This is a genomic window from Kingella denitrificans ATCC 33394, assembly GCF_000190695.1.
Classification (GTDB): domain Bacteria; phylum Pseudomonadota; class Gammaproteobacteria; order Burkholderiales; family Neisseriaceae; genus Kingella_A; species Kingella_A denitrificans.
This window is the reverse complement of record NZ_GL870929.1, coordinates 1,154,128-1,177,768: the sequence shown is the minus strand read 5'-3', so window position 1 is coordinate 1,177,768 and position 23,641 is coordinate 1,154,128. Positions and strand designations below refer to the sequence as shown.

The 23,641-nt window shown below is 54.6% G+C and carries 24 protein-coding genes; 10 read left to right on the top strand and 14 right to left on the bottom strand.

Annotated features, from left to right (window positions below; translation table 11 throughout):
* Positions 1–80 precede the first annotated feature (80 nt).
* The 3 genes from HMPREF9098_RS05835 to copM all read left to right on the top strand — a co-directional run bounded on the left by HMPREF9098_RS05835 (position 81) and on the right by copM (position 3,349).
* On the top strand, positions 81–509 hold the full coding sequence (locus HMPREF9098_RS05835; RefSeq protein WP_040564304.1) for a TOBE domain-containing protein: 429 nt from the start codon (positions 81–83) through the stop codon (positions 507–509).
* Positions 510–686: 177 nt separating this feature from the next.
* A complete protein-coding gene (gene uvrB, locus HMPREF9098_RS05830; protein ID WP_040564773.1) occupies positions 687–2,714 on the top strand; it encodes an excinuclease ABC subunit UvrB in 2,028 nt (675 codons plus the stop codon).
* 239 nt (positions 2,715–2,953) lie between these two features.
* The gene (copM, locus tag HMPREF9098_RS05825) at positions 2,954–3,349 is read left to right on the top strand and encodes a CopM family metallochaperone (protein ID WP_003782876.1); all 396 of its coding nucleotides are present in this window, start codon (positions 2,954–2,956) and stop codon (positions 3,347–3,349) included.
* A 215-nt stretch (positions 3,350–3,564) separates the two neighbouring features.
* Here copM and cah read toward each other — a convergent pair whose 3' ends face one another.
* Together cah and HMPREF9098_RS05815 are read right to left on the bottom strand one after the other, a co-directional pair.
* Positions 3,565–4,323, bottom strand: coding sequence for a carbonic anhydrase (gene cah / locus HMPREF9098_RS05820; RefSeq protein WP_040564303.1), 759 nt, complete (start codon positions 4,321–4,323; stop codon positions 3,565–3,567).
* Positions 4,324–4,546: 223 nt separating this feature from the next.
* The gene (locus HMPREF9098_RS05815; RefSeq protein WP_040564302.1) at positions 4,547–5,491 is read right to left on the bottom strand and encodes a helix-turn-helix domain-containing protein; all 945 of its coding nucleotides are present in this window, start codon (positions 5,489–5,491) and stop codon (positions 4,547–4,549) included.
* A 158-nt stretch (positions 5,492–5,649) separates the two neighbouring features.
* Here HMPREF9098_RS05815 and HMPREF9098_RS05810 point away from each other — a divergent pair, with 158 nt between their 5' ends.
* A complete protein-coding gene (locus tag HMPREF9098_RS05810) occupies positions 5,650–5,985 on the top strand; it encodes a carboxymuconolactone decarboxylase family protein (RefSeq protein ID WP_003782872.1) in 336 nt (111 codons plus the stop codon).
* A 187-nt stretch (positions 5,986–6,172) separates the two neighbouring features.
* On the opposite strand, the gene HMPREF9098_RS05805 is transcribed toward HMPREF9098_RS05810, so the two are convergent.
* The 5 genes from HMPREF9098_RS05805 to HMPREF9098_RS05785 are packed head-to-tail and all read right to left on the bottom strand — an operon-like array spanning position 6,173 to position 11,342.
* Complete coding sequence (locus HMPREF9098_RS05805; protein WP_003782871.1) at positions 6,173–8,182, bottom strand: prolyl oligopeptidase family serine peptidase; 2,010 nt, start codon at positions 8,180–8,182, stop codon at positions 6,173–6,175.
* Complete coding sequence (gene dinB / locus HMPREF9098_RS05800; RefSeq protein ID WP_003782870.1) at positions 8,179–9,246, bottom strand: DNA polymerase IV; 1,068 nt, start codon at positions 9,244–9,246, stop codon at positions 8,179–8,181. Before dinB ends, HMPREF9098_RS05805 begins: the two co-directional genes overlap by 4 nt.
* A 57-nt stretch (positions 9,247–9,303) precedes the next feature.
* On the bottom strand, positions 9,304–10,086 hold the full coding sequence (pssA, locus tag HMPREF9098_RS05795) for a CDP-diacylglycerol--serine O-phosphatidyltransferase (protein WP_050781234.1): 783 nt from the start codon (positions 10,084–10,086) through the stop codon (positions 9,304–9,306).
* Positions 10,087–10,146: 60 nt separating this feature from the next.
* Positions 10,147–10,968 carry a 4-hydroxy-tetrahydrodipicolinate reductase gene (gene dapB / locus HMPREF9098_RS05790; RefSeq protein WP_003782866.1) on the bottom strand — a complete coding sequence of 274 codons (822 nt, stop codon included), beginning with the start codon at positions 10,966–10,968 and terminating at the stop codon, positions 10,147–10,149.
* The gene (locus HMPREF9098_RS05785; protein WP_003782865.1) at positions 10,968–11,342 is read right to left on the bottom strand and encodes an outer membrane protein assembly factor BamE; all 375 of its coding nucleotides are present in this window, start codon (positions 11,340–11,342) and stop codon (positions 10,968–10,970) included. Before HMPREF9098_RS05785 ends, dapB begins: the two co-directional genes overlap by 1 nt.
* Positions 11,343–11,526: 184 nt before the next feature.
* Between HMPREF9098_RS05785 and fur the strand changes: the two genes are divergently transcribed.
* Positions 11,527–11,952: a ferric iron uptake transcriptional regulator gene (gene fur / locus HMPREF9098_RS05780; RefSeq protein WP_003782862.1), complete on the top strand. Its 426-nt coding sequence runs from the start codon at positions 11,527–11,529 to the stop codon at positions 11,950–11,952.
* 85 nt (positions 11,953–12,037) lie between these two features.
* On the opposite strand, the gene HMPREF9098_RS05775 is transcribed toward fur, so the two are convergent.
* Positions 12,038–12,460, bottom strand: a complete 423-nt coding sequence (locus HMPREF9098_RS05775; protein ID WP_003782861.1) for an OsmC family protein — start codon at positions 12,458–12,460, stop codon at positions 12,038–12,040.
* Between the two features lie 41 nt (positions 12,461–12,501).
* Positions 12,502–12,912 carry a hypothetical protein gene (locus HMPREF9098_RS05770; protein WP_003782859.1) on the bottom strand — a complete coding sequence of 137 codons (411 nt, stop codon included), beginning with the start codon at positions 12,910–12,912 and terminating at the stop codon, positions 12,502–12,504.
* A 256-nt stretch (positions 12,913–13,168) separates the two neighbouring features.
* Here HMPREF9098_RS05770 and lpdA point away from each other — a divergent pair, with 256 nt between their 5' ends.
* Positions 13,169–14,599 (top strand): dihydrolipoyl dehydrogenase, encoded by a 1,431-nt coding sequence (gene lpdA, locus HMPREF9098_RS05765; protein WP_003782858.1) that lies wholly within the window; start codon positions 13,169–13,171, stop codon positions 14,597–14,599.
* Positions 14,600–14,690: 91 nt separating this feature from the next.
* Positions 14,691–15,035, top strand: a complete 345-nt coding sequence (locus HMPREF9098_RS05760; protein WP_003782857.1) for a hypothetical protein — start codon at positions 14,691–14,693, stop codon at positions 15,033–15,035.
* Between the two features lie 63 nt (positions 15,036–15,098).
* Here the strand turns inward: HMPREF9098_RS05760 and HMPREF9098_RS05755 are convergent, their stop codons facing one another.
* The 5 genes from HMPREF9098_RS05755 to HMPREF9098_RS05735 all read right to left on the bottom strand — a co-directional run bounded on the left by HMPREF9098_RS05755 (position 15,099) and on the right by HMPREF9098_RS05735 (position 18,528).
* On the bottom strand, positions 15,099–16,034 hold the full coding sequence (locus HMPREF9098_RS05755) for a MetQ/NlpA family ABC transporter substrate-binding protein (protein WP_050781233.1): 936 nt from the start codon (positions 16,032–16,034) through the stop codon (positions 15,099–15,101).
* A 70-nt stretch (positions 16,035–16,104) separates the two neighbouring features.
* Positions 16,105–16,776: a methionine ABC transporter permease gene (locus HMPREF9098_RS05750; RefSeq protein ID WP_040564301.1), complete on the bottom strand. Its 672-nt coding sequence runs from the start codon at positions 16,774–16,776 to the stop codon at positions 16,105–16,107.
* Positions 16,777–16,835: 59 nt separating this feature from the next.
* The gene (locus HMPREF9098_RS11725) at positions 16,836–17,009 is read right to left on the bottom strand and encodes a hypothetical protein (RefSeq protein WP_003782854.1); all 174 of its coding nucleotides are present in this window, start codon (positions 17,007–17,009) and stop codon (positions 16,836–16,838) included.
* Positions 17,010–17,085: 76 nt separating this feature from the next.
* Positions 17,086–18,087 carry an SPFH domain-containing protein gene (locus tag HMPREF9098_RS05740; protein WP_040564299.1) on the bottom strand — a complete coding sequence of 334 codons (1,002 nt, stop codon included), beginning with the start codon at positions 18,085–18,087 and terminating at the stop codon, positions 17,086–17,088.
* A 36-nt stretch (positions 18,088–18,123) separates the two neighbouring features.
* Entirely contained in the window at positions 18,124–18,528 is a 405-nt protein-coding gene (locus HMPREF9098_RS05735) for a DUF350 domain-containing protein (RefSeq protein ID WP_003782850.1), read from the bottom strand.
* A gap of 320 nt (positions 18,529–18,848) precedes the next feature.
* Between HMPREF9098_RS05735 and HMPREF9098_RS05730 the strand changes: the two genes are divergently transcribed.
* The 3 genes from HMPREF9098_RS05730 (at position 18,849) to HMPREF9098_RS05720 (ending at position 23,620) form a co-directional block, all read left to right on the top strand.
* Positions 18,849–20,072, top strand: coding sequence for an MFS transporter (locus HMPREF9098_RS05730; RefSeq protein WP_003782846.1), 1,224 nt, complete (start codon positions 18,849–18,851; stop codon positions 20,070–20,072).
* A gap of 86 nt (positions 20,073–20,158) precedes the next feature.
* A complete protein-coding gene (locus HMPREF9098_RS05725; protein ID WP_003782844.1) occupies positions 20,159–21,541 on the top strand; it encodes a NarK family nitrate/nitrite MFS transporter in 1,383 nt (460 codons plus the stop codon).
* A gap of 162 nt (positions 21,542–21,703) precedes the next feature.
* A complete protein-coding gene (locus HMPREF9098_RS05720) occupies positions 21,704–23,620 on the top strand; it encodes a type IV pili methyl-accepting chemotaxis transducer N-terminal domain-containing protein (RefSeq protein WP_040564764.1) in 1,917 nt (638 codons plus the stop codon).
* Positions 23,621–23,641: the final 21 nt, after the last annotated feature.

Sequence of the window (23,641 nt, the reverse complement as noted above, 5' to 3'; positions counted from 1 at the left end):
CAGGCTGCTTTTAAATGCTGGTACGTTCAGGTATCATCCGTGTTTTATTTTGATGAACCATTCACAGTAAAGGAAATATGATGAAAACCAGCGCACGCAACCAGTTGGCCGGAACGGTAAAAAGCATCAAAAACGGTGCGGTGAACGACGAAGTTATCGTAACGCTGAAAGGCGGCCAAGAAGTTTGCGCCACCATCACTTGCGAGAGCCGCGAGGCTTTGGATTTGAAAATCGGCGACCCTGTATTCGCCTTGATTAAATCCACCAGCATTATCGTGGCGGCCGATACCGACAAAGTGAAATTGTCCGCCCGCAACTGCTTGAACGGCACCATCCGCAATATCAGCCGCGGTTCGGTGTATTCTTTGGTGGAAATCGACTTGGGCGAAGGCGTATCCGTGATTGCAGGCATCACCATCGAAAGCACGGACGAGCTGCAACTGCGCCCCGGACAAAACGCATCTGCGCTGTTTAAAGCAGGCAGCGTGATTTTGGGCGTGCCCGCGTAAAGACGCGAACGCATCACCCACACAATACCCGGCCGAAGCACAACAGATGTTTCGGTCGGGTGTTTTTTGCGGAGGCTGCAGGTGCAGGCTGCTTTTGGGGCGATGAAAAAGCAGCCTGCACACCGCAAATCGCGTAAAATCACGCTTTCTTCCCCATTCCAAAAGCAGCCTGCAACCATGCAAATCATCCAATACCCCAATTCCCCCTTCAAACTCCACCAACCCTTCCCCCCTGCAGGCGACCAGCCTACCGCCATTGCCGGCCTGCTCGAAGGGCTTTCAGACGGCCTGGCCTATCAAACCCTGCTCGGCGTAACCGGTTCGGGTAAAACCTACACCATGGCGAACGTCATCGCCCAAAGCGGCCGTCCTGCCATCATCATGGCGCACAACAAAACCCTTGCCGCCCAGCTTTACGCCGAAATGCGCGAGTTTTTCCCCGAAAACGCGGTGGAATATTTCGTCTCCTACTACGACTATTACCAACCCGAAGCCTATGTGCCCAGCCGCGATTTGTTCATCGAAAAAGACAGCGCGATTAACGAACACATCGAGCAAATGCGCCTTTCCGCCACCAAAAACCTGATGACGCGCGACGACGTGATTATCGTCGCCACCGTGTCCGCCATTTACGGTATCGGCGACCCGACCGAATATCAGCAAATGGTGTTGTCCGTCAAAGAAGGCGACACCATCGAGCAGCGCGACATCATCGCCACGCTCGTTTCCATGCAGTACGAACGCGGCGATTTGGACTTCAAACGCGGCAGCTTCCGCGTGCGTGGCGACGTGATTGACGTGTACCCTGCCGAAAGCTCCGAAAACGCCTTGCGCATCAGCCTGTTTGACGACGAAATCGACCGCCTCGATATGTTCGACCCGCTTTCAGGCAGCCTGCACCAGCGCGTCGGCCGCTACACCGTCTTCCCGTCCAGCCACTACGTTACCCCGCGCGACACCGTATTGCGCGCCTGCGAGTCCATCAAAGAAGAATTGCGCGAACGCATCGAATTTTTCGCCCGCGAACAACGCCCCGTCGAGCAACAACGCATCGAACAGCGCACCCGTTTCGACCTCGAAATGCTCTACGAAATGGGCTTCTGCAAAGGCATCGAAAACTACTCCCGCCACTTCTCCGGCAAAAAAGAAGGCGAACCGCCGCCCACGCTGATGGACTACCTGCCCGACAACGCCATCATGTTCATCGACGAAAGCCACGTTACCGTTACCCAAATCGGCGGCATGTACAAAGGCGACGCATCGCGCAAGCAAAACCTCGTCGATTACGGCTTCCGCCTGCCTTCCGCCCGCGACAACCGACCGCTCAAATTCCACGAATTTGAAAAAGTCATGCCGCAAACCGTCTTCGTTTCCGCCACCCCCGCCAAATACGAAGAAGAACACGCCGGACAAGTGGTCGAACAAGTCGTCCGCCCCACAGGGCTGGTCGATCCCCAAATCATCATCCGCCCCGTCGCCACCCAAGTCGATGACTTAATGAGCGAAATCAACGACCGCATCCAAAAAGGCGAACGCGTGCTCGTTACCACCCTCACCAAACGCATGGCGGAGCAACTCACCGACTATTACAGCGAACTCGGCATCAAAGTGCGCTATCTGCACAGCGACATCGACACCGTAGAGCGCGTTGAAATCATTAGGGATTTGCGGCTCGGACTGTTTGACGTACTCGTCGGCATCAACCTATTGCGCGAAGGCCTCGACATTCCCGAAGTCTCCCTCGTCGCCATCCTCGACGCCGACAAAGAAGGCTTCCTGCGCTCCCACCGCAGCCTGATTCAAACCATAGGCCGCGCCGCGCGCAACGTGAACGGCGTCGCCATCCTGTACGCCGACAAAATCACCGACTCCATGAAAGCCGCCATTGACGAAACCGAACGCCGCCGCGAAAAACAGATGAAATTCAACGAAGAACACGGCATCGTGCCGCAGCAGATTAAGAAACAGGTCAAAGACATCATCGACGGCGTGTACCACGAAGAAGACAGTGGCAAAGGTCGTCTGAAAGGCAAAAACAAGGTCAAAGTTGGCGAGATTCATAACGAAGAAGACGCGATTAAAGAAATCGCCAAACTGGAAAAAGCCATGCAGCAGGCGGCTAGAGATTTGCAGTTTGAAGAGGCGGCTGTGTTGCGGGATAGGATACGGGGGATTAAGGAAGGATTGTTGTTTGGGGCGGAGTGAGAAGAAACATATCAATATTTGATTACAACAAAGCAAGCATAGGTTGGGTCAAGACCCAACAAAACTGTTAAATTTTACGAAATGTTGGGTTTGCAACCCAACCTACATTTTGCTGTCCCTCATATCAAATATTCTCTTATTTTAGCACCTTACCAAAAATTTTCGGAATAAATATTGACTTTAACCTTAGGTCAAAGTTTATGATTTGTGCTCCTTCAGTTATCACATAGGCGAAAAACATGAAAAAACTTATGACTTTTATCACACTTAGCGCTGTTGCAGTTTCAATTTATGCCCAAGCTAATGAACAACCGCATCAAGCACACATGAATATGCCAATGTCGGCAGGTTCTGCAATGCAACAAGAATTAATGCAAGGTATGAATCAAATGCATCAAGACATGATGGCAGCTGCGCAATACAAAGATCCTGATGTTGCTTTTGCAGCAGGTATGTTGCCACACCATATTGGCGCAGTAAAAATGGCGGAAGTTGAATTAAAATACGGAAAGGATCCTGAGATGCGTAAGCTTGCTGAGAATATTATTAACGCACAACAAGCGGAAATTGAACAAATGCAAAAATGGCTTGAAGCACACAACAAAGGAGCAAGCCGTAGCCTGCATCCCCGCTAACCGCGTTCGTGGCTGCGCCACACACCCTACCTGCGGGCGGCACAAACTTTAAAACCAAGGTGTAGGGTGTGTGCGGTACGCACGTACGCGTTCTCTGCCCCAAGGCAGCCTGCACCTGCGTAGGCATAAATGCCGCCCCTACATTCCCAAAAAAGCAGCCTGCACTTTCCAATTCCTAAAGTGCAGGCTGCTTTTCTATTGCGTGGCGTTACCGCTTATTCAATAACGACCCGTGCATTCAGCGGCTGTACGGGGCGGTTGTTGTGCGAACCAACAGCGCGGGTGAATTTCTCCGCTTGCGCTTGGTCGATATGGTCATAGGATTTCAATACCAACCATGATACGCCTTCGGTGCATGGCGGCGTGGTCAGCGAGCCGGCAAAGCGGTAGTAGCGCAGGTTGCGCGGCAGCAGGGATGAAGCGTCGAACGGCTGATCCAGTTTCACTTTTCCTGCCGTCATCGGCATGGCGTCCCAAATGGAGGCTAAGCGGTCGTTGGTTTTGCCGGCTTCATACAGCACGGCCAATACCAACGGCTGTTTGTTTTCGTCCAAGTGGACGAAGTGGGCTTCCATCGGGAAGGTGCGGCCTTTGATTTGGTTTTCGCTCGGCACGTGGAAGTGGAACTGTTTCAGGGTGTAGGTGCGGCCGTTCACGGTCAGGGTGTTACCGCCTTCGGGATAATTGACCTGAATGGTATGGCCGTTGTTTTCCACTTCCACGGTGCTAGGGCGGTAATTGGCTTTGATGGACGGCAGGCGGCCGGAAACGGTTTCGGTAATGTTGACGGGGGATTGATTTTTGCCTGTGGAGCACAAGCGGAACTCTTCGGACAGATTGCCCCAGCTTTCGGGGGAATCGTGCCCTGTGTAGCCCCAATGGGTATGGTCGCCATGTGCGGCGGCAGAGAGCGCGGTAAATGCCGACAGCACGACGGAGGTCAGGCGGGGTAACGTACGTTTGAAGCAGAGCATTGCAATATCCTTTTCGGTTAAGGAGTGGAAAAAAGCGTTGCGGTGCGTATGTCGTATGTAAATATTTATTTTTTATTGAAAGATAGTGATATTCAATGACTGGGTCAAGCATTTGCAGCCTGCAAATGATTAGAGTAATGAACTTAAAGCGAATTCATTTCTTCATAAACCCTATTCTTTTTGGGGAATGGGGGTGCAGGCTGCTTTTGCTGGAAACGGCCTTTCAAATGCCGTTGGAAAGGGGGATGGCGGCGGTATCTGCCGCTTCATTTTTCCGATATTGCCCCGGCGAAATCCCGTATTGTTTTTTAAACGCTTTGCCGAAATGGGTTTCGGATTGGAAGCCGACATTCAAGGCGATGGACAGAACGGAATCGGCAGTTTGCCGCAGCAGAACGGCGGCTTGGCGCAGGCGGATGAGGTTGACGAAGGCGTGCGGGCTGATGCCGGTTTGCTGTTTGAACAGGCGCATGAGTTGGGCGCGGGAAAGGTTGGCCAGTGCGGTCATTTTTTCGATGTTCCATTCGTCTTCGGGGCGGCTGACAACGGTTTGGATGAGTTGGCGCAGGCGTTTGTCGCGCAGGCCGTTGAGTATGCCGCCCAAAGGTGCTTCCCCGCCTTGTTCGAGATAGGCGCGGACGATGAGGACGAGGAGGACGGAGGATAAGGCATTGACGATGGCGCGCGAGCCGGAAAGCGTGTGCGCGCTTTCGTATTGCAACATGGATACAAGGCATTGCAACGAAGGGTGGTTCATGCTGATAAGGACGGTTTCGGGCAGGTCGTGCATGATGTCGGCGTGTTCGTCGTATTCGAAGCGGGCGCAGAACAAATCCAGCCCTTTTTCGCCACCGCTATTGGATGAAGCAACCGTGAATGCGCCGCTATTGTTGATATGAGGTGTATCGCCGCAGTTGTTGCAGGCTGCTTCGCTGCTGAGGACGTGCTCGGCACTGCGCGGAAAGAAGATGAGGTCGCCCGCTTTCAGCCGCCGCGCTTCGGCTTCGCCTTCTATTTTGATGTAGCTTTCCCCGGCAATGACAAGGTGCGCGATGCCGTGTGCGCGCCTGCGTTCGTGCGGGGCGTACCATTTGTCGCGGAACAGGCATTGTATGTCCACGCTGCCCGTGATTTGCGCCAGTTCGATGAGTTTGTCCAAGGTGTCCATAAGTGTTTTTTGCCAGTGAATGAGATTTTTGGATGATTGTAATAGTCGGATTATTGCAATAATGCCATTCATCGGATGTAAAGATGGCGGATTAAATTGAAATCTGTCATGCAAGAGCAGCATCCTTTATTTGCAAACACATTGGAAAGGAAATCAAAATGTTTCAAAACTGGCCCGAACACACCGCACACGTGAAAAAAGCATTCGGCGAATTGGGTAAAAACCATCCGAAAATGCTGCAAGCCTACGGTGCATTGGAGCAAGCCGCCGCAGCCGAAGCGTTGGATGCGAAAACCCGCGAGCTGATTGCCATCGCCGTTGCCATCACCACCCGTTGCGAAAGCTGCATCAGCGTCCATGCCGCCGCAGCCGCCAAAGCGGGCGCGACGGAAAGCGAAATCGCCGGCGCGCTGGCCACCGCCATTTCCCTGAACGCCGGTGCAGCCTACACTTATGCCCTGCGTGCTTTGGAAGCGGTGGACGCACAACGTTAATCTTTTTTATAGTGGATTAAAATAAAAATGAGACAAGGCGGCGAGCCGCAAGGCGTACAGGTAGTACGTCAAGGCGAGCCAACGCCGTATCATTGCGATTTTAATTTACTATATCCATCTCTTATACGATAAACACACACGTCAAGAAAGCAGCCTGCACATCAAATTCAGAGTGCAGGCTGCTTTTTTATGAACCGATGGTTTGGCGCAAAAACGCCAGCAGGCACGCCAGTTCGTCCGCGCTTTGTTCCTGCGTGCCGTTGCCGGTGTGGCCGCCGGTTTCGGGGGCGTAAAGCCAGGTCGTGTCGGGCTGCGCGGCGGCGAGCTTGGCATAGAATTTCAGCGCGTGGGCAGGATGGACGCGGTCGTCCGCCAGGCTGGTGGTGATAAAGGCGGGCGGATAGTGCAGGCTGCCTGAGAGTTGGTGATAGGGCGAAAATTGCGCCAAATATTCGTGCATTTTGGGGTCAGCTGGGTCGCCGTATTCTTCCACCCAGCTGGCACCGGCGTAGAGTTCGGTATAGCGCAGCATGTCGGTGAGCGGCACTTCGCAAACCAGTGCGCCGATGCGTGCAGGCTGCCTGCAAAACGCGGAAGCCACTATCAGGCCGCCGTTGCTGCCGCCTTGGATGGCGGTGTGCGGCGCGCTGGTGTATCCGTGTGCGTGCAGGTCGGCAATGACGGCGAGCAGGTCATCCACGCTTTTGTGCTTGTTGCGGCGCATGGCGGCTTCGTGCCAACCGACAAATTCGCCGCCGCCGCGTATGTTCGCCAGCACGAACGCGCCGCCGCGCTCCAGCCAGTGTTTGCCGATGGTGCCCATGTAATGCGGCAGTTCGGGCACATCGAAGCCGCCGTAGCAGTACACCAATGTGGGCGTGTCGGGTGATTTCTGCTTGCCGACCCAGTAATACGGAATGCGCGTGCCGTCTGCGGATTCGGCAAAACGCTGCTGCACGTCAATGCCTTGCGCGTCGAATTGTGCAGGCTGCTTTCGCAATACCGTCAGCTCCATCACGTTCAAATCCAGCGAATACAGCGTGAGCGGGGTGACGAAATCGCTGGCGGCCAAATGCACCGTGTCGCCGCCCCAAGGCTGGTCGGCCAGTTCAATCGCGCCTTTCGGGAAAACGGGCAACGCCTGTTCCGTCCACGCGCCGTGTTCCCATTTCCACGCTTTCAGGCTGCCCGACACATTGTCCAGCAGGCTGGCGATGACGAATTTTCGCGTGGTTTCAATCAGTTCCAATGCTTGCTGCGGATTGGGCGCAAACAGGCACTGCGCCTCGCCCAATTCGCCCTTGTTCAGCTTCACCGCCAAAAGGCAGCCTGCACCGTATTTCTGCTTGCTGCGCTGCCAGTCCGATTTCAAATGCAGCAGCAGTTGCCCCGCCAGATAGCCCACCACTTCGCTATCGCTCGGCAAGGCCAGCGGCACCGCTTCGTTTTGCGCGTTCACATAAAAATAATCTTTATGGAAGAACGATGTATTGGCTTCCACCAAGTCCAGCGGAGCACCCTGCGCGTCCAAATAACGCCACGCGTTCACCATCACGCCGTCCGCCGCCATTTCGTATACCGGCACGGCTTCCGCCAAACTTTGCCCGCGCCGCATCAGCCACACTTGGCGCGGATAGCCCGAATCCGTGAGCTGGCGTTCGTCCCACGCGGGGCAGAGCCACACGCTGTCTTCATCGCGCCAGGCCACATGGTTTTTGCCGAGCGGGAAATGAAAGCCGCCGTCCACCACCGCCTTTTTGTTTAAATCGAATTCCAGCGTATAGGCGCTGTCCGAACCGGCGGACGACAGCGTGAGCAGCGTTTTTTCGGGCCGTTCCACATAATGCGACACGCCGTCCAAATACACGTCGTCGCCCAGCAGCGCGTCAAAATCCGCCACGGAAAACAGCACTTCCCATTCGGGCAGGCCGGCGCGGTAGGAAGATGCGCTGCACACGCGGTACAAGCCTTTGGGGAATTCGGCGGACTGGTGGAAGTGGTACATCCGCGCGCGGTGTTCCTGGCAGAACGGGATTTGCCGTTCGTCTTGCAGTTGGGCGAGGATTTCCGCTTTGGTGCGGTGGAATTCGGCGGAATGAAAAGCAGCCTGCACTTTTTGCCGCGCTTTGGCCAGCAGTGCTTGTGTTTCGGGCGAATCCAGTCGTTCCAAGGCGGAATAGGGGTCGTGTGTCGTCATTCTGTGCTTTCGGTGTGCCACAAATCGGGCTGTTGTCGGTCGGGCTGCAAATGGCTGATGCCGATGCCAATGAGGCGGTATTCGGGTTCGCCGGGCATTTTTTGCAGCAGGGTGCAGGCTGCTTTGAGCAGGGATTCGGCATCGGGCAGCGGCGAAGAATAGGTTTGCGATCGGGTGTAGATATGGAAGTCGCTGGTTTTCAGCTTCAGCGTAACCGTTTGCCCGCGCGTGCGTTTGCGCTGCATTTGCAGGGAAATGTCGTGCGCCAAGTCGGGCAGATGCAGGGCGATTTCTTCGCGCGGCAAATCGTCCGGCACGGTGATTTCGGTGGAAATCTGCACCCGTTCACGCGAAGGCTGCACGGGGCGGTTGTCCACGCCGCGCACCAAATCGTAGAAACGGTAGCCCCATTGCCCCAAAAGGTGCACCAGCTGCATGCGGGAGGCAGCCTGCACGTCGCCCGCCGTTTTCCAGCCGAAGCGGTGCAGTTTTTGTGCGGTTTTTTGCCCCACGCCGGGAATTTTTTCAATCGGCAAACCGTGCAGGAAGGCGGCGATTTTGGGCGGCGGCAGCACGAATTGCCCGTTCGGCTTGCGCCAGTCGGAGGCCACTTTCGCCAGAAATTTGTTCGGGGCGATGCCGGCGGATGCGGTCAGCCCGGTTTGTTGGAAGATTTGCGCGCGGATTTGGCTGGCCACGTCCGTGGCATACGGCACGGACAATTTGTTGTGCGATACGTCCAGATAGGCTTCGTCCAAGGCCAGCGGTTCGACCAGGTCGGTGTATTGATGGAAAATCTGATGAATTTGCCGTGATACTTGGCGGTATAAATCGAAATGCGGCGGCACGAACACGGCTTGCGGGCACAGCTGCTTGGCGCGGGCGGCAGACATGGCGGAGCGCAAGCCGAACGCTCGCGCTTCATACGATGCGGCGCAAATCACCGAGCGCGGCGAATCCCACGCCACCACCACGGGCAGGCCGCGCAAATGCGGTTGCTCGCGCAGTTCCACGGAAGCGTAAAACGCGTCCATATCGATGTGGATGATTTTGCGTGTGTGCATGGCTTAAAGGGTGCAGGCTGCTTTTGAACCTTGCAAAAGCAGCCTGCACTTTCATTTTCATGATGTTTTGGCGATGCGGCGCGTTTTGAATTTGCGCCATGCCCACATGATGTAGCCCGACAGGCTGTAGCCGAAGAAGAAGGCGAACAGCACCAAGGCGGGTTCCAAGATGAATATCATTAAAAACAGCAGCAGGCCAATCATGCCGATGAACGGCACTTTCAGGCGCGGATTGATTTCCTTGAAGCTCCAAAAGCGTACCTGCGCCACCATTGAAAGGCCGGCGAACAGGGTCAGCAGCACCACCCACACGCTGGCGCGCTGGAACATTCCGTCCGTGTAGCTGTAGTCCAGCCACACCAATCCGACCACCAATGCGGCCGCCGTCGGGCTGGGGATACCGATGAACCATTTTTTGTCCACTTTGCCGATGAGCGTGTTGAACAGGGCAAGGCGCAACGCGGCGCAGGCGCAATAGACGAACGCCACGCAATAGCCCAGTTTGCCGAATTGGTACAAATGCCAGTTATACACAATCAGCGCGGGGGCAACGCCGAAGCTGACCATGTCGGCCAGGCTGTCGAGCTGTTCGCCGAACGCGCTCTGGCTGTTGGTCAAACGTGCCACGCGCCCGTCCATGCCGTCCAGCACCATGGCGATGAATACGGACACGGCCGCGCTTTCAAAGCGTCCGTGCATGGATTGGGTGATGGCGAAAAATGCGGCAAACAAGGCGGCGATGGTGAACGAGTTGGGCAGCAGGTAAATGCTGTTTTGGCGCAACGCCTGCACTTTGCCTGCCACGCCGGCGGTTTCTCTGTTTTCGTTTTCTGTCTGCATGATGATTTCCCGATGTGCAGGCTGCTTTTTACGCTTCAAAAGCAGCCTGCACGTTGTTTTTCACGATGACGTGCCGCGCAAACCCAGCACGTCCTGCATATCGAACAAGCCCGTTTTGCGGCCGTCCAGCCACACCGCCGCCCGCACCGCGCCTGCGGCAAACGTCATGCGGCTGCTGGCTTTGTGGGTGATTTCCACGCGCTCGCCGTCGGTGGCGAACAAGGCGGTGTGGTCGCCCACGATATCGCCCGCGCGCACGGTGGCAAAACCGATGGTGTTCGGGTCGCGCGTGCCCGTGTGGCCTTCGCGGCCATATACCGCGCAGGTTTTCAAATCGCGTCCCAACGCATTGGCAATCACTTCGCCCATACGCAATGCCGTGCCGCTGGGCGCATCGACTTTGTGGCGGTGGTGCGCTTCAATGATTTCGATGTCGTAGCCGTCGTTCAGCACGCGCGCCACCGTGTCCAGGATATGGAAGGTCAGGTTCACGCCCACGCTGTAATTGGCGGCGAACACAATCGCGTTTTTCTGCGCCGCCGCGGCGATGGCCGCTTTGCCGTTGTCGTCATAACCCGTTGTGCCGATGACCATTTTGATGTTTTTTTCCGCGCATTTGGCGATGAGTGGCAGGGAAGCGTCCGGCCGGGTGAAATCAATCACCACGTCGCAGTTGGCCAGCACGGCATCCATGTCAGCAGAAATCAATACGCCGGTTTTCTGGCCGATGGCATAGCCCGCGTCCAAATCCAAGGCATCGGAACCTGCGTGTTCCAACGCGCCTGTCAGCACGGTTCGGGGGTTTTGCTGCACCGCTTCCACCAATACTTTGCCCATACGGCCGTTCGCGCCGGCCACGGCAATTCTGATTTGCTGCGTCATTATTGGTTACCCTGTTGGTTATGTTGGATTTGTTGGCGGGCGAAATCCAGCGCGTCGCCTTCAATGTGGTTCACCGTGCCGTCCGCACCGAAATGAATGGTGAGCGTGCGGTTTTCTTTCACTTTGCCGCCGCGCGACACTTCGTAAACATAATCCCAGCGGTCGGCGCGGAAGCTGGGGCGTAGCAGGGGCGCGCCGATTTCCATTTCCACCTGCTGGCGGGTCATGCCTTCTTTCACGGCCAAAACGGACGCGGCATCCAGCGGGATGCCCTGCACGACGGACAGCCGGTAATAAGGCAGTTTTTCGACCAAGGCAGGGGTACACGCGCTGACGCAGACGGCCAGAGCGGCGGCGGATAATAATGCTTTCACAAGATGACCTTTCGGATAAATGGGGCTTTTAAACAGTCGGGAAGATACCACAATCGCGCGGGTTCAAATACCCTTATTGACAACTTTTATCAATTATTTGCAAGCAAACGGTTAAAAGGTGCTATTATACGGCAATTATTCTATCGACAATATTTCAATTGTTTTATCGGAAAGTCACATAAATATGAACAATATATCCCAATTAAAAGACAACGGTTTGAAGGTGACCGGCCCGCGCCTGAAAATTTTGGATTTGTTTGAAACACACGCAGAAGAACATTTGAGTGCCGAAGATGTGTACCGCATTTTACTGGATGAGGGCATTGAAATCGGCGTGGCCACCATTTACCGCGTGCTGACGCAGTTTGAGCAGGCGGGCATCCTGCTGCGCCACCATTTCGAAACGGGCAAGGCGGTATATGAATTGAACAAAGGCGGCCACCACGACCATATCGTGTGCGTGAAATGCGGCTCGGTGATTGAGTTTCACAGCGAGGAAATCGAAGCGCTGCAAGACAGGATTGCCGAAGAAAACGGCTTCCGCATTGTCGATCACGCGCTGTATATGTATGGCGTGTGCGCGGAGTGCCAGAAAAAAGAAAAACGTTGATTTTTCATTGCAAACAGAAGTGCAGGCTGCTTTTTCGGATAACGGAAAGCAGCCTGCACTTTGTTTTGGTGGCGTTGGGAAACGGTTAAACGTCCGCTTCGGCAATTTCGAAGCTGTGCGAAATCTCCGCCGCCTTGCCCAGCATGATGGATGCGGAGCAATATTTTTCCGCCGACAACTGCACGGCTTTGGCAATGCTCTCTTCTTTCAAATCATGCCCCAACACTTTGAAGTGGATGTGGATTTTGGTGAACACTTTGGGGATGCTGTCGGCACGCTCCGCTTCGACGGTGGTGATGCAGCCGGTAATTTTCTGCCGCTGTTTTTTGGCAATATCGACCACATCGGTGCTGGAGCAGCCTGCAACGCCCATCAGCAGCATTTCCATAGGGCTGGCACCGCGCCGCACCGCGCCTTCGTCTGCCGCACCTTCCATCACAACGCTGTTGCCTTGCTCGTTGCTGGCCACAAAGCAGCGTCCTTCCACCCAACGGTTGATAATCTTCATTTTTACTTTTACACCTTTCTCTTTAAAAACAGTTCAATACATTAAGCTGCCCAATCGGGCAAAACGCGATGCGCGGCCGCCGCTTGGGCAGGCACAGACCATTCGTTATGCCCGCGGACGGGCGGGCCGTTCTCGATTGTCTGGGTGATTGCCCAGACTGAAAGCAGAAACGGCAAAATTGCGCCGCCGAAAAAAACCAACAGCCACAAAAGCAAGGAATCGCCCACTTGGCGCAGTAAGGCAAAATAGCCCCATGCATAGAAAAACAGCATGGCAAAGGCGATGATGGCTGCAACCAATGTGGTTTCCGCGCCGATTCCGGTCGATTTCAGAATCCAAGACTTGCCGACAATGACGGCGGAACACGCCAGCGCCCATTTCCAAGCAGGGGCTTCTTCGTAAACATGGTCCTGCATTTTGGCAAACAGCAACAACAGCAATAAATCCAACATGATAATTCTCCCGAAAAAATGATGACGGACTTTTCCTTACCGCCGCGCGCGGCCACCGTTTGGGCGGTAAAAGAGAATGTACCATATTTGCAGGAACTTAACGACTGCTGTTTGCGGCCGGCAGGGTGCAGGCTGCTTTCGTGGCGCAAAGAAGCACGGCGGATATAGGGTTTGCCGATGTTTCATGCTAGAATAATCCCATGGGCAAGGCGGTCGTTTTGCCCATTACCTAAACCTACTTACAAAGGAAAACATCATGTCTCAATTCGACGTTGTTGTCATTGGTGCGGGCCCCGGCGGTTATGTGGCGGCCATCCGCGCCGCGCAACTGGGTTTCAAAACCGCGTGTATCGATGCGGGTGTCAATAAAGCGGGCGATGCGCCTGCGCTGGGCGGCACTTGCCTGAACGTGGGCTGCATTCCGTCCAAAGCCCTGCTGCAATCGTCCGAACATTTCCATGCCGCGCAACACGATTTTGCCGAACACGGCATCAGCGCAGGCAGCCTGCACTTTGACGCAGCCAAAATGATTGAGCGCAAAGACGCCATTGTGACCAAACTTACTGGCGGTATTAAGTTCCTGTTCCAAAAAAACAAAGTGGAAAATTTCTTCGGCTTTGGCTCGTTTAAGGGCAAAAACGGCGATTTCTGGCAAATCGACATCGACAACAAAGGCGAAAAATCCACCATCGAAGCCAAACACGTGATTGTGGCGACCGGTTCTGTGCCGCGCCCGCTGCCTTTGGTGGAAGTGGACAATGTGAACGTGCTGGACAACGAAGGCGCGCTGAACCTGACCGAAGTGCCCGCCAAACTGGGCGTGATCGGTTCGGGCGTGATTGGTTTGGAAATGGGTTCGGTATGGAAACGCTTGGGTGCGGAAGTGACCATTCTGGAAGCCGCGCCAACCTTCTTGGCCGCCGCCGACCAGCAAATCGCCAAAGAAGCCTTCAAATATTTCACCAAAGAGCAAGGCCTGAATATTGAGCTGGGCGTGAAAATCGAAAGCATCAGCAAAGAGAAAAAAGGCGTGCGCGTGCAATACGAATTGAACGGCGCGAAAAAAGACGAAACGTTCGACAAACTGATTGTCGCCATCGGCCGCATTCCGAATACGCAGAAACTGAACGCCGAAGCGGTGGGCTTGGCAAAAGACGAGCGCGGTTTCATTGCCGTGAACGAGCTGTGCCAAACCAACCTGCCGAACGTTTGGGCGATTGGCGACGTGGTGCGCGGCCCGATGCTGGCGCACAAAGCGAGCGATGAAGGTGTGGCCGTGGCCGAGCGCATTGCCGGTCAGAAACCGCATTTGGATTTCGGCACGATTCCTTGGGTGATTTACACCGACCCCGAAATCGCTTGGGTGGGCAAAACGGAAGAGCAGCTCAAAGCCGAAGGCGTGGACTACAAAAAAGGCACTTCGGGCTTCGGCGCGAACGGACGCGCTTTGGGTTTGGGCAAGGCCAAAGGCACGGTGAAAGTGCTGGCGGACGCGAAAACCGACCGCATTTTGGGCGTGCACATGATTGGCCCGATGGTGAGCGAACTGATTGCCGAAGCGGTGGTGGCGATGGAATTCAAAGCCAGCAGCGAAGACATTGCCCGCATCGTCCATGCGCATCCGACTTTGTCGGAAGTGGTGCACGAAGCGGCTTTGGCAGCGGATAAACGCGCGCTGCACGGTTGATGGATGATTGATTGGCGTGCAGGCTGCTTTTGGAAGGCGAAAAAGCAGCCTGCACTTTTGTTTTTGAAACGGACAATACGGGAAGAGAACGATGAAATTGTCTTATTGTGTATTCGGCTGTTTATTAGCTGGTTTGGCAGGCGGCGCGGCAGCGGAGCCTTTGGCGTATCACGGCGAAAGCACCACGTTCGGCGGCAACGATATCCTGCGCAACGATGTGACGCGCATGATTGCGGTGTCTGAGGCCGCACAGGGCTGTCGGGAGATTCAGCGGATTGATGCGCAAGTCGAACGTGTCACGCGTCCGGAAAACCGCTGGTTGGCGCAAGAGACGTGGCGCGTGCAAGCGTGCGGCAAAACGCACCGTTATGACGTGCTGCTGCGCGAAGACGAACGCGGCGAAACAGATTTTTCGGTGGGCTTCCGGCCTGAATAACCCACAAAAAAAGCAGCCTGCACTTGGAAAACCAAAGTGCAGGCTGCTTTTTTCAGTCCGATATTACTTCGCGGCAGACGCTGACGATGCGGCAGAGGCTTCGGCTTTGGCATTGCCGGCGGCGTTTTCGCCCCATGCGGCAGGGTATTTATAGCCGTTGAAGCGTTGGTGCGCGTATTGTTTGAACTCGGTGGAGTTGTACGCGTCGGCAACGTCTTTCACCCATTGGCTGTCTTTGTCCGCCGTGCGCACGGCCGCCCAGTTCACATAGGCAAAGCTCGGTTCTTGGAACAGGGTTTCAGACAGCTTCATGCCGCTGGACATGGCGTAGTTGCCGTTCACAATCGCAAAATCCACGTCTTGGCGGCTGCGTGGCAGGTTGGCTGCTTCCATTTCCACCAGTTTGATATTGCGCGTGTTTTCGGCAATGTCGCTCACCGCCGCTTTCAACGGGTCGATGCCGTCTTTCAGTTTAATCCAGCCCAATTCTTTCAGCATCACCAAAGCGCGCGCCAAGTTGGACGGGTCGTTCGGAACGGAAACGGTGCTGCCGTCTTTCACTTGGTCCAGCGCGGTCAGTTTGCCGCCGTACAAACCCAAAGGCGCGGTGGGCACTTGGAACACTTCGGTCAAATCCAGATTGTGTTCCGCTTTGAAGCCGTCCAGATAAGGCTTGTGTTGGAAAATGTTGATGTCAATTGCGTTTTCCGCCAATGCTTTGTTCGGGGTGACATAATCCGAGTATTCGGTCAGCGTTACGCGGTAGCCTTTTTTCTCCAAAATCGGCTGGATTTGGTCTTTCACCATGTCGCCGAAATCGCCCACGGTGGTGCCGAAGCGGATTTCGGTTTTTTCCACTACGGGTGTGGCCGCACCGCTGGCTGCCGCGCCGGAAGCCGCCGGTGTTTGCGCTGTGTTGGATTGTCCGCCGCAAGCGCCCAATGCCAATGCAATCACGCCTGCCAAAGAAAGTTTGAAAAGAGAATGTGTCGTGTTCATGAAATGCTCCAAAAAATAGAGTGTTGTTCGGGAAAAGAGAGTGTGCGCCGCCGAAAAAGCAGCCTGCACGTTAGCGTTTGTTGAGCTTTGCCGACAGGAAATTGCCGATGGATTGAATCACAATCACCATCAGGGTCAGCACCAGCACCACGGCGGTCATCACGTCGGGCATGTAACGCTGGTGTCCGTAGCGGATGCCCAAATCGCCGATACCGCCGCCGCCAATCAGGCCGGCCGCCGCGCTTTCGCCCAAAACGGCAATCATCAGGATGGTGATGCTCAACACCAAGCCGGAACGTGCTTCGCTCAGTAATACTTTGAAAATAATGGTGTTCGGCGTTGCGCCCATGGCCTGTGCCGCTTCCACCACGCCGCGCGGCACTTCTTTCAGGTTTTGTTCCACCAGCCGCGCAAAATAAAAGCTGGCGGCCACGCTCAACGATACGGAAGCGGCGGTGGGGCCGAAGGATGTGCCGACAATCAGGCGCGTGAGCGGCATCAGCACAATCATTAAGATGACGAACGGGAAGGCGCGCATCAGGCTGATAACGCCGTTTAAAATGCGGTTGGCAGTGGCGTTGGCGAACAGTTGGCGTTCGCCGCTGACAAACAGCCACACGCCCAGCAGCCCGCCGACCACAATGCCGAACACGGACGAAATGCCGACCATGATGAAGGTTTCGCCCAGTGCTTTGTAAAATTCGGGTAATAGTTTGATGATGTTGCTTAAATCTAAATTCATGCGTTGCTCGTGTTGTGTGTGCCGTTGGTGGCGGATAAATGCGTGCAGGCTGCTTTGGTTCAGCCGCCCATCCAGGCTTTTAGCAGTGCCCAAAGCAGTGCCGTACCGGTCAGCCACAACCAGTATTTTATCCAGTCGTCCATGCTTTCTTCTTCGTTCCAAATCCAGTGCATGACGATGGCCAGTGCGCCTTGGGCGAAAATCAGCAGGAATGCGGCGGCAAAGATGTTCATGGTGGTTTTCTCCGGAAGGTTTGCCCGAACGAACGGGCAATGCGAACCGAAAGCAGCCTGCACTTTTATTATGTGCTTATCCCAGCAGTTGTTTCAGCACCTGTTCTTTGGCGGAATCGTAATCCGCTTGGGTAATCAAACCGTTGTCCAGCATGGTTTTCAGTTGTGCCAATTTGGCGTTCGGGTCGGCGGCGGGTGCGGAAGCAGCCTGCACATTCGGCGCGGCGGTATTCGACATTGCGCCCGCCATGGCTTGGCCGATGCCCACGCCCACGCCCATGCCTGCGCCCATGCCGGCTAGCCCGCCTTCGTTTTGCGCAGCCAGCGGAATGGATTCCGCCGTTTGGTATTGCGTGTAGGTGCCTAAATCGCCCACGATATTCATGCTCATGCGTTTGTCCAACGCTTGTTGCACGTTTTCCGGCAGCGTGACGCTTTCCACCGTGAAGCTTTCCAATGCCAAGCCCAGCGCGGCAAATGCAGGCTGCAATTTTTCCACCATCGCCTGCGACAGTAGCACTTGGTTGGCCGCCATATCCAAAAACGGAATGTTCGATGTGCCGAACGCTGCCGCCATCTGCGTCATCACCGTGTTGCGCAACTGCGTTTCCAAATCATTGCCCGAATAGCGTTCCACCACGCCGGACACTTCTTTGAAAAACACATCGGGCTGGGCGATGCGGTAGGAATACATGCCGAACGCGCGCAGCTGCACCATGCCGAAATCTGTGTCGCGCACAGTTACCGGCTGCGCCGTGCCCCAGCGTTTGCCCAACTGTTGGCGCGTATTGAAGAAATACACGTCCGATTTGAAGGGCGACTGGAAGAATTTGTCCCAGTTGCGCAGGTTGGTCAGCACTGGCAGTGTTTTCGTGTTCAGAGTGTAGCGGCCGGGAAGGAATACGTCGGCCACCACGCCTTCGTCAACAAAAACCGCGGCTTGGCTTTCGCGCACGGTCAGGCTCGCACCGTTTTGGATTTCCTGGTCGGCAATCGGGAAACGCCACACCAGCGTGTCTTCATCCGGGTTTTCCCACTGGATGACATCAATAAACTGCTTGCGGATAAAGTTCAACATGTTGATTTCCTTTTTGAGTGTTGCCAATGTGGCGGTTTAACCATCGACCAGGCTGGCGGCATTGAGTATGCCCACCGCGATGGCCCAAAGCCCCAAAAACAGGCCAACCGCGATATTGTTCGCTTCCAATTCTTTGGGCAGGCGGGGTAGGGCGCGGCAGCCGATGGCAAACAAGATGATTTGCACCGAAGCGGCCACCAAGCCCCACACGATAAAATTCGCGAACCCGACGCTGTGCACCATGGCCGAAGCCAAGGCCAGGCAAAAGCCCGCAACGGCGCCGCCGAACGATAAAGCGCAGGCAATGTTGCCCTGTGCAATCCACTTCCATTCGTGCATGGGCGTGATGCGTTCGTACACCACGGCAAACAGCACCGTCATCAATAAAGCGGTACCCAAATACTGCAAATACAAACCATATTGTGCAAATGAAAAGGCCATAACGTTTCCTGTGGGCACATTGATAAAAATTTATAAAAACTTCCGACTATTATAAAGCAGCCTGCACATAAATAAAATGCCGTGTTTCGAGAATCGGCGGGCGGCGGTGTGCTGCCGTATAAAAGCCGCCGCGCAAAAATAATCCTTTTGGTTTAGTTTCGCTAATCCCAATGGCATTATCCTTACAAACTTCAAGGGAATGCGCCCCTGTGAAAAATAGCGTAATGTTGCTTTATGTCCAAGGCGGAATCTGTTTTCACGGCCTGAAAACACCGCACCTCCGCCTCCGTCAATATTTTATCCACAGAAAGATATAGATTATGGCAACCGAAAAATATAAACGCTATGCCGTTTTGGTATCGAGCACCGTATCGTTTATCGTGTGCTTTATGATTTGGATGATGCTGGCGGTGGTCGGCATTCCGATTAAAAAACAACTGGGGCTGAGCGAAACCGAATTCGGTTTTTTGGCGGCATTGCCCGTGCTTTCCGGCTCGTTAATCCGTGTGCCGCTGGGCATTTGGACCGACAAATTCGGCGGCCGTATCGTGATGTTCGTGCTGATGCTGTTGAGCGTTCCCGCTATTTTTGCCATGCAATATGCCACACAATACTGGCAGTTCTTGATTATCGGTCTGGTGATGGGTTTGGCCGGCGGTTCGTTCTCGGTGGGTACGCCTTATGTGGCGCGCTGGTTCCCGAAAGAGCAGCAAGGCTTGGCCATGGGCGTGTTCGGTGCGGGTAACGCGGGTAGTGCGGTTAATAAATTCATCGCGCCTGCCCTGATTGCCGCAGGCGGTTGGACGCTGGTGCCAAACGTGTATGCCGGCATTATGTTGGTGACGGCCATTGCGTTCTGGTTTTTCAGCTATCACGACCCGAAACACTTGGTGTCGTCCAAAGCATCGCTCAAACAACAGCTGTTGCTGCTGAAAGAACCCGGCGTGCTGCGTTACAGCCAATATTATTCCGTCGTGTTCGGCGGCTATGTGGCCTTGTCATTGTGGATGACCAAATACTATATCGACGAATACGGCGTATCCATGCAGTCTGCCGCGTTCTTGGCCGCTTGCTTCTCCCTGCCCGGCGGCGTGCTGCGCGCATTGGGCGGATGGCTGTCTGACAAATATGGTGCGTATAAAGTAACCTGGGGCGTGATGTGGGTGCTGTGGGTGTGCTTCTTTATCCTGTCTTATCCGAACACCGATTTTGTGATTCACGGCGGCAAAGGCGATATTTCGCTGAATATTCACTTGAATGTGGTGGTGTTTACTGTGCTGATGTTTACGGCCGGTATCGCGATGGCAGTGGGTAAAGCGTCTGTCTTCAAATTCGTGGCCAACGATTATCCCGACAACATCGGCGCGGTATCTGGCGCGGTGGGTTTGGCCGGCGGCATGGGCGGCTTCCTGTTGCCGATTATGTTCGGCGCGCTGCTGGACTGGTCCGGCGTCCGTTCGACTGCGTTTATGCTGTTGTACGGCTGCACCTGCGTATCGTTGATTTGTATGCACTTCTCGTTTAAATCGAAACAGAACCAATAATACCGTCAAAGTGCAGGCTGCTTTTTGCCCGTTTGAAAAGCAGCCTGCACCTTTAAATCGATTTGTTTTAAAAGGAAAATAATACTATGTCCAAAGTCATTACCCACTGGCAGCCGGAAGACCCGCAATTCTGGCAGAGCACCGGTAAGAAAATCGCCAAGCGCAACTTGTGGATTTCCATTCCCGCGCTGCTACTGGCCTTTGCCATTTGGCAGGTTTGGAGCGTGGCCGTGGTGAACCTGCCCAGCATCGGCTTTAAATTCACCGAAAACCAACTCTTCTGGCTGGCCGCATTGCCTGCCTTGTCCGGCGCGACATTGCGGATTTTCTATTCGTTTATGGTGCCTGTGTTCGGCGGCCGCAAATGGACCACCATTTCCACTGCCAGCCTGCTGCTGCCCGCCATCGGCTTGGGCTTTGCCGTGCAAAACCCTGAAACTTCCTACGCCACTATGGTGGTTTTGGCGCTGCTGTGCGGTTTGGGCGGCGGCAACTTCTCGTCCAGTATGGCCAACATCAGCTTTTTCTACCCCAAAGCCGAAAAAGGCACGGCCATGGGTTTGAACGCCGGTTTGGGCAACTTGGGCGTGTCCACCGTGCAGTTTGTCGTGCCGCTGGTGATTACCGCCGGCGTGTTCGGCGCATTGGGCGGCGAGCCGCAAACTTGGACGAAGGCAGGCGTGACCAAACAAATCTGGCTGCAAAACGCCGGCTTTATTTGGGTGCCGTTTATCGTATTATCCACCATCGCCGCATGGTTCGGCATGAACGATATTGCCGATGCCAAAGCCAGCTTCAAAGAGCAAGCCATTATTTTCAAACGAAAACACAACTGGATTATGTGCATTCTCTATTTGGGCACATTCGGTTCGTTTTTGGGCTTTGCCGCTGGTTTTGCGCTGCTGACTCGAAGCCAGTTCACCGAAATCGACCCCGTGAAATACGCTTTTGTCGGCCCATTAGTGAGCGCGTTGGCACGGCCTGTGGGCGGCATTTGGGCGGACAAAATCAAAAGCGGCGCAAAAGTGACCCAGCTGGTGTTCATCGGCATGATTCTTGCCGTGATTGGTGCCCTGATGTTCCTGCCGAACAACGGGCAGGGCGGTAACTTCTGGGGCTTTTTCGCCTGCTTTGTCGTACTGTTCGCCTTAACCGGTATCGGCAACGGCTCCACGTTTATGCAGATTCCCGTGATTTTTCTGGAACAGCACCAAAAATATGCCGAACAAGGATTGGTCAGCTCCGAACAAGCCCGCCTGAACGCGACGCGCGAAGGTGCGGCAGTGGCCGGTTTCTCCGGTGCGTTCGCGGCATACGGCGGCTTCTTCATTCCGCAAAGTTACAGCTTTTCCCTGAAGGCAACAGGTAGTGTTACCGCCGCGTTTATCGGTTTCATCCTGTTCTATGCAGTTTGTCTGCTGCTGAATTGGTGGTATTATTCGCGCAACGGCGCAGAAGCCAAATGCTGATTTTTTAGCAAATAAAGCAGCCTGCACTTTGGATGTTGAAGTGCAGGCTGCTTTTTCCCATCCGCCGGTTAACAGCAGAACCACAGGCGCGCGTATATCGGTGGGCAAAACACCCGTTTCAAACCGATGCAGGCAGCCTGCACTTTCGTTTATGGTTTCATCATGTTCGTATCCATCAACAGCCTTTCCTTCCGATTAAAGACACTCACGTTCATCTGGCTGGTGGCCGCCGCGTTTTCCATCAGTCTGACCCTGATACTTTCCTGGCAGCTTGAAGGCGGCGCGGCAGCGATTAACGATGTGGGCAGCCTGCGCATGCAAAGCTACCGTTTGAGCCTACTGCGCCACAATACATGGCACAACACCGCCGAAATCAACGCCAAAATCCAACAGTTTGATGACACCATCAGCCGGCTGGAAACGGGCGACCCGTCGCGCCCGCTTTTTTTGCCGTCCACGCCCGAAGTGCAGGCGCAGATGCAGCAGGTCAAGCAGCAATGGCAGCAGCAAATCCGCCCCATGTTCCGGTCGGAAAGCGAAAATTCGCCCGTGATTATGCCTGAATCGCTGGCGAAGCTGGAATCCTTCCTGCAAACCATCAACCGGCTCAACAAAACCGTGGAAACCGTCAATACGCGCTATATCCAATGGTTGCGCGCCTTTCAGATTTTATTGCTGATGATGGTGCTGGTCAGCGCCGCCATTACCGTGCTGCTGTTGTCGCGCTGGGTGCTGCGCCCACTGCAAAGCCTGCAAAACGGCGTGCAGGCAGTGCACGACGGTCATTTCGGCACGCAAATCCCATTGGAAGACTCCGCCGAATTTGCCTTGGTGGGCAAAGGCTTTAACCAAATGAGTACACGTTTGCAGGAACTGTACGGCCATTTGGAACACGAAGTGAATAAGAAAACGCAGGATTTAATCCATAAAAACCGCGAATTGGCCACGATGTATGAAGTGCTGCACAAGCTGACGCAAAGCCAAAGCGTTGCCGAAGCCTCCACCCACTTCCTCACCCAAATCATGTCCAACTTTCCCGCGCAGGCCGGCAGCATCCGTCTCATCGACAACAAGCGCGGCCGCATGGATTTGATTGCCCATATCGGCCTGCCCGAAGTGTTGCAAACAGAAGAAGCCTGCCAGCGGTTTGACGATTGCCTGTGCGGGCAGGCTGCGCAAAACAGCGAATGGCAGCCCATTCGTTTTCACGAAAAACATCCGGGCAGCCAGCCCTTCACCGCCGTTTGCGAGCGCTCCGGCTTCCATTATCTGAGTGTGTTCCCCATTTGCTATAAAGACACGGAATTGGGCCTGATGACGCTGTATTTCCAAAAAATGCCGGAAGAAGGTTCGGCCAATGCATTGCCCAAAGATTTGCTCAATGCGTTGTGCAACCAGTTGGGGATTGCACTCAACCATATCCGGCTGGTGGGCGAAAACCGTTTGCTGGCGGTGCTGCAAGAGCGCAACCTTTTGGCGCAGGGGCTGCACGACAGTATTGCCCAAAGCCTGACCTTCCTGAATTTGCAGGTGCAGATGTTGGAAAGCGCGCTGCTGAACGATGAAAAAGAGCAGGTGAAGGAAAACCTGACCTTTATCCGCGAGGGTGTGGAAGAGTGTTATGACGATGTGCGCGAGCTTTTACTGAATTTCCGCACCAAAATCACCAAAAAAGAATTCCGCGAAGCCGTGGAAACGCTGACGCAACGGTTCGAGCAGCAGACGCATGTCCCGGTGGCGGTGGAGTGGCATGGCGAAGGTTTGCCGTTGTCGTCCGACCAGCAGTTGCAGTTTATTTTTATTTTGCAGGAAAGTTTGTCGAATATCCGCAAACACGCGCAGGCGAAAAACGTCCGCATCACGTTTGACCTTGAAAAAGACGTGAGCATGACGATTTGGGACGACGGGCGCGGTTTCGATGTGGAACGGCTGCACTTGCTGGCCGGCAACCATGTGGGGCTGCACATTATGCGTGAGCGTGCCAAACGCATTCGGGCGGAATTGAGCATTGAATCGAAGGAAAACCATGCGACACAGATTCGTCTGGTGTTGCCCGAGTGTGAGCGTATGTTAGAATAAGTCAGATGATGTAATGATAAA